The sequence below is a fragment of the Arthrobacter sp. Dra40 genome (assembly GCF_059091905.1).
On sequence record NZ_JBNHHB010000267.1, the window covers coordinates 1 to 6,006 of the forward strand.

A 6,006-nucleotide genomic window follows, 5' to 3' on the forward strand; every position below is an offset into this window, starting at 1 on the left:
AAAACATCGAACTCGCCCTCGGGCCGGGTCTGCATCCCGATCTCTTGGGCCTCCAGCGCCGATGCGTCCTCGTCCAGGACGGTGGCCAAGCCGATGCGGAGGTCCTCAGTCGCCTGCTCATTGTCGACGGCGAAGTTCCGGCTGAAGGCGTAGTAGTACCAGGAGTTGTGCTCGTCGATGGGCGTGATCCCGTTCAGGACCTTGATCAGGAAGCCCTCTTCGCGTGGCTTGCCCTCGCCGGTGATGCCCGAGTGCAATACGTGCAGGTTCGGCACGAAGAATTCCGTGCAGTGGAAGCGGTCGAACAGTCCGCGGGCGTCCATGGTTTCGGCGTAGAGCGGCGGCGCTTCCACCGAGGGCATCAGGCGGTCGACGCTGACCACATTTCCCTCCACTTCCACGGTGATGCCATGTTCGTAGATGTAGTCGTCACCCACCGTGGTCTTGTGCAGGAAGGACTCATGGGTCAGGTCCAGCAGGTTGTCATGGATCAGGTCGGCCCGGCACTTAAAGTGGTAGGAGTGGGTGACGGTGGCCCACTCGGGATCCACCATCCAGTGGGTGTCCGGAACATCGGCCGGGTCGGCCAGTTCAGGATCGCCGGTCCAGACCCAGATCCATCCGTCCTGCTCCACCACCGGGTATTTGCGCACCTTTGCACGCTCGGGGATGGTCGACTGGGCCGGAACTTTGGTGCAGATGCCATCCGGCCCGTAGGTGAAACCGTGATAACCGCACTCCACCGAATCACCGATGGTCCGGCCTTCGGAGAGCGGAAAGGCCCGGTGGGCGCAGCGGTCCGCCAGGGCAATAGCTTCGTTGTCCTGGGTCCGGAACAGGACAATCGGCTGCTCGCAAATGACCCTCCGCACCGGTTTGCGCGTGACCTCCGTTGACCACGCCGCCACGTACCAAGTGTTGAGCACATACATTTTAGGTTCTCCTCCATCATGTGTGTATACACTGTATTCAGAGCGTGGGTGTGACGTCAAGCACTTTCCTTACAAGACTTCACCGCCCCGATTTCCCGCTGTTTTGACCCCCGCCCTGCCTGGCCGCGCCGGGGCAGGACTATAGAGTGCACTATGAAACACAAAAGGAGGCCCTCATGGCTGCGATACCGAATGACGTCAGGCCGCTGTCGGTCCGTGTCCACGAGCAGCTGAGCGCCGACATCATCAGCGGAGCCATCAAACCCGGTGCAGCTTTGGCCCAGGAGTCCGTGGCTGCACAATACGGTGTCTCCCGCACCCCTGTCCGCGACGCGCTCACCCAGCTGACGCTGGAAGGACTGACCACTCTCGTCCCGGGCAAGGGCTATATCGTCAACGAGCTCGACGAGCGTGAGATCGAGAACGTCTTCAAGGTGCGCTACGCCTTGGAATCCCTCGCGGTCCAGGACGCCATCGGCTCCTACACGCCCCAGCAGCTGGTACGGCTAAGCGCTCTCGTTGACGAGACGGAAACCGTCAATCCGCAGGACAGCGGTGAACTCTTCCGGCTGGGCCGGGCCTTCCATCTGGCCCTTGTCGAGCCGTCGGAGAACGACTACCTGCGCGGCGTGATCTCCTCCATCTGGAACCATCCCATCCAGCACCGGATTACTTTGACGTATCGGCAGGGTCCGGAACATCAGGCCAAAGTCATCCACGATCACCGCAGCATCCTCCAGGCGCTCAAGGACCATGACGCCGCTCGCGCCGTCGAGGTCCTTGCCCACTGCCACGACGTCAAAGACCCCAACCGCTACGAACACATCGGCTGACAGCCGTTGGCCGGCTTCTAGCCCCCCACCGCGGACCGCACGCCTGCCCGCCACACGGCGGCCGTCAATGGCATGCCGGGGCGGTACGCGAGGTGGGTGGCCGATGGGGCGTTGAGCAAGTGCAGGTCGGCGCGGTGCCCGACGGCGAGGGAGCCGACGGCACGCTGGCCTTCTGCGTCGACGCCGGTATGCCGTCCGAGCGCCAGCGCCCCGCCATAAGTAGCAGCCCGGACCGCCTCGTAAACACTGAGGCCCATCTGCAGGACGGCAGTCGTGACGCAGAAGTTCATGGAGCTGGTAAACGACGTCCCGGGGTTGCAGTTGGAAGCCAGGGCGATTTCCACCCCGGCATCCAGCAAGCGCCGTCCCGGCGCCAGGGGCTGCCGCGTGGACAAATCGCAAGCCGGCAGGCAGGTGGCCACCGTGCCGCGCTCCCCCGTGCCGCTGGCTCGGTCCCAGCCTGCCCAGCTGCCGGCGAGCGCCGCGACGTCGTCGTCGGACAGGTAGTTCACGTGGTCTACGCTGGCCGCCCCGAATTCCACGGCGAGCCGCACTCCGGGGCCTTCCCCCAGCTGGTTTCCGTGGACGCGCAGTCCTAATCCGGCGTCGCGGCAGGCAGCCAGCACCCGGCGCGACTGGTCCTCGGTGAAGGCGCCGCGTTCACAGAACACGTCCGCCCACTGCACGTACGGCCGGACAGCGGCGAGCATGTCCCCGCAGACCAGGTCGGTATAGTCGTCGGCGTCGATGCCGGCCGGCACCAGGTGTGCCCCGAGGTAAGTGACTTCATCGGCCACCGTGGAGGCGATGCGGGCGCTGCGGGCCTCCTGGTCCACGTCCAGGCCGTATCCGGTCTTGGTTTCCAGGTAGGTGGTGCCGCCGGACGCCGCCTCTGCCACCCGGGCCAGTAAAAGCCTTGTCAGCTCGAAGTCGCTGGCATCGCGGGTGGCGCCGGTGGTGACCGCGATCCCGCCGGCCTGGTAGGACTCGCCTGCCATCCGTGCTTCGAACTCTTCGGTGCGGTCTCCGGCGAAGACCATGTGCGTGTGCGAATCCACCCAGCCCGGCAGCACGGCCCGGCCACCGGCGTCGAACTGCTCGTCGGCGTCCGGAGCCTCGGCAGCGGGGCCGAGCCACGCGATCCGCTCACCCTCGAAGACCACCGCGGCCTTGTGCAGCACGGAGTCCGCGCCGCGGGCGGGGTCCTGGGTATGAAGCTCCCCGATGTTGGTAACGACAGTGCTCATGCAAACTCCTTGAGGGCATCGGCCAGCAGCGCTGCGGGCCACCCCAGGCGCTGGTGGCGGCCGTTGAGGGCCAGCAAGTCACCGGCAACGACGACGGCTGAAACGTCCGCTGCACTGGCGCTCAGCGGCAATTGCCCGGGTTCCGAGCCTACCGTGCGGATTGTGCCGGGGTTCACGGCCACCAGATCGCAGGCCATGCCGACGGCGATGCCCGCGACCGGAGTGCCCATGGCGGCGGCCGCACCGGCGGACGCGGCCTCCAGCAGCTCGGCGGGCGCAAACCGGCCGCGCTGGCCGCTGGCCAGCCGTTCTCCGTGTTCCAGCGCCCGCATCTCCAGCCACGGATCGACGACGGCGTGCTGGTCCGTGCCGAGAGCAATCCGCGCGCCGGCATCTGCCAACTCACGGGCCGGCCCGATCCCGTCGGCGAGGTCGGCCTCCGTCGTCGGGCACATCACCACGGTGGCACCGGCCTTCCCGAGCAGCGCGACGTCTTCGGCGGTCAGGTGCGTGGCGTGGACAGCGCTCAGGCGAGGCGACAGCAACCCGTGCCGGGCCAGCAGCCCGGCCGGCGTCACGCCGTAGGCGTCCCGGCAGGCCTCGTTCTCGGCCGGCTGCTCGGAGAGATGGATGTGCAGCGGCAGCCCGGCCGGCAAGTGCTCGGCGATGACCGGCAACGCCGGCTCGGGCACGCCGCGGACCGAGTGCAGGGCAGCGCCCACCGTAATGCGGGCCGGGTCGAACCGCGCCGCAACCTCGCGGCGGAGCGAGTCCAGCCGGGTGAGCCAGGCCTGTACGTCCCGGTCGCCGAAGCGCTGCTGTTCCGGGGCCAGCGCGGTGCCGATGCCCCCGGACAGGTAGCAGGTGTCCAGCAGCGTCAACCGGATCCCGGCCGCCTCGGCCGCCCGGCACAGCGCCAGTTCCATGGCGTGCCCGCCGTACTCGCCGCTGTCCGGGTCATCGCCGGAGGGGCCGGCGCCGTGCCCGCCGCTTCCGCCGTCCGGTGTGCCGGCGCCCGGGGATCCGGCGCTGTCCGGGGTGCCGGCTCCGTACGGGGTGCCGTCCGGACGGTGGTGGACGTAGTGGAACTCCGCCACGCTGCTGAAGCCCACGGCGACCATCTCCGCAAACACTGCCGTGGCCAGACGCTCGTAGTTGTCCGGCGTCAGCGCACCTGCCGCGCGGTACATCTGCTCGCGCCAGGTCCAGAAGTCGCCCCTGCCGGTATGCGTGCGGCCCCGCAGCACCCGGTGGAAGGCATGGGAATGCGCGTTGGCGGCGGCGGGAAAGACCACGCCGTCGAGCACCAGCACGCCGGTGGCGGGATCCGGCCGGGGCGCAGTGCCCACGCGGGTGATGGCCCCGCCGTCGTCGGCTTCCACGAGGATCCCGTCCGCCACGCCGGCCGGGCCCAGCCAGGCGCGTTCGCACCAGATACTGGTCACAGCAGGGCCTCCAGTACATCGGCCAGCGCCTCTGCGCCCGCGTCCGCATCCCATGGCTCCACGTATTCCTCCGGGGAGTGCGAGATGCCGGACGGGTTCTTCACGAAGAGCATGCCCGAGGGCACCCGCGAAGCCAGCACTCCGGCGTCGTGACCGGCACCGGTGGCCAGCACCGGCGCGCCCGGCAGCGCGTTCTCCAATTGGCGCTGCAGCGCTGAATCAAAATTCACCGTTCCGCTGTAGGACTCTTCGGTCAGTGAAACCGAGCAGCCCTCGAAGGCGGCGATTTTCTGCGCCTTGCCGTGGATGGTCTCGACCAGGTGCGCGGTGACGGCGTCGTCCGGGTGCCGGGCGTCCAGCCACAGATCCACGCGCGAGGCGATCACGTTAGTGCCGCCGGGCACCGGCTGGATCCGCCCGATCGTGGCGCGGGCGCCGGATTGCTTCGCGGCCGCCTGCTGTACGGCCAGGATGATGTGGGCCGCGGCGACCATAGGGTCGGCGCGGTCCGCCATCAGCGTGGTGCCGGCGTGGTTGCCCTGGCCGGTGACACTGATCCGCCACCGCCCATGACCCAGGATGGAACTGCCGACGGCGATGGCCGGGCCGTCCTCGCCCAGGCCGCGGCCCTGCTCCACATGCAGTTCGATGAAGTCGCCGATCCGCGCCAGCGCTTCGTCGTCGCGCCCCACATGCGCAGGATCCAGTCCATTGGCCCGGGCTACGTCGGCGAAGGTGGTGCCGTTCTCGTCGCGCAGGTTCCGGGCCTTGTCCGGATCGATGGCGCCGGCCAGCAGCCGGGAGCCCAGGCACGCCACACCAAACCGCGAACCTTCCTCTTCCGGAAAGACCGTGACAGCCAGCGACCTGTTTGGCTGCACCCCGCGCTCCTTGAGGACGTCGACGGCGGCGAGCGCTGAGGCCACGCCCAGGGGGCCGTCGAAGGCTCCGCCTCCGGGAACGGAATCAAGATGGCTGCCGGTCACCAGCGCACCGTGCTGGGGCTCGCCCCACCACGCCCAAACGATGCCGTTGCGGTCCGTTTCCACCTCCAGCCCGCGGCGCCCGGCCTCCTCGATGAACCAACCGCGCAAATCCAGCTCTGCGCTGGAGAACACCGGGCGCGAATACCCCCCGCGCTGCCCATCGCGCCCAACATCGGCAATGGACTCAAGGAGTGACGTGACGGTCTGCATGAACCAACTTCCTTCGTAACTATAGGGAGGGCCAAAGGCCGGCTGTAGCATAAGCGCACATCCCGGCAGCCCCGTCAGAGCAGGTGTGGGGACGGCCGGAGACCGGCTTTCGTGTAGGCGCGCATCGCCGCAGTGAGGAACGAGCGGAGGTGTCTAAGCGCCGGCGAAAGCCGGTCACCGGCGCAGGCCGCCGCTAGTCCGCCATCGGGATGCGGACGCCGCGTTCGGCCGCCACTTCGACGGCCCGGTCGTAGCCGGCGTCCACGTGCCGGATCACGCCCATGCCCGGGTCGTTGGTCAGCAGCCGCTCCAGCTTCTGCGCCGCCAGCTCGGTGCCGTCTGCCACCGACACC

At 68.3% G+C, this 6,006-nt stretch carries 6 protein-coding genes; 1 reads left to right on the forward strand and 5 read right to left on the reverse strand.

The window, feature by feature from the left end; all coding sequences use genetic code 11:
• Positions 1-932, reverse strand: a 932-nt coding sequence (locus tag AC5RWT_RS33420; RefSeq protein ID WP_494083967.1) for a Rieske 2Fe-2S domain-containing protein, incomplete at its 3' end; no start/stop codon positions are given.
• 176 nt (positions 933-1,108) lie between these two features.
• Here AC5RWT_RS33420 and AC5RWT_RS33425 point away from each other — a divergent pair.
• Complete coding sequence (locus AC5RWT_RS33425) at positions 1,109-1,765, forward strand: GntR family transcriptional regulator (protein WP_494083968.1); 657 nt, start codon at positions 1,109-1,111, stop codon at positions 1,763-1,765.
• 17 nt (positions 1,766-1,782) lie between these two features.
• Here the strand turns inward: AC5RWT_RS33425 and hutI are convergent, their stop codons facing one another.
• The 4 genes from hutI to AC5RWT_RS33445 all read right to left on the reverse strand — a co-directional run.
• Positions 1,783-3,012, reverse strand: coding sequence for an imidazolonepropionase (gene hutI, locus AC5RWT_RS33430; protein ID WP_494083969.1), 1,230 nt, complete (start codon positions 3,010-3,012; stop codon positions 1,783-1,785).
• Positions 3,009-4,457: an amidohydrolase family protein gene (locus AC5RWT_RS33435; RefSeq protein ID WP_494083970.1), complete on the reverse strand. Its 1,449-nt coding sequence runs from the start codon at positions 4,455-4,457 to the stop codon at positions 3,009-3,011. Before AC5RWT_RS33435 ends, hutI begins: the two co-directional genes overlap by 4 nt.
• A complete protein-coding gene (locus tag AC5RWT_RS33440; RefSeq protein ID WP_494083971.1) occupies positions 4,454-5,653 on the reverse strand; it encodes an allantoate amidohydrolase in 1,200 nt (399 codons plus the stop codon). Before AC5RWT_RS33440 ends, AC5RWT_RS33435 begins: the two co-directional genes overlap by 4 nt.
• Before the next feature lie 193 nt (positions 5,654-5,846).
• Positions 5,847-6,006 (reverse strand): hypothetical protein (locus AC5RWT_RS33445; protein WP_494083972.1); only part of this gene is annotated, 160 nt, incomplete at its 5' end.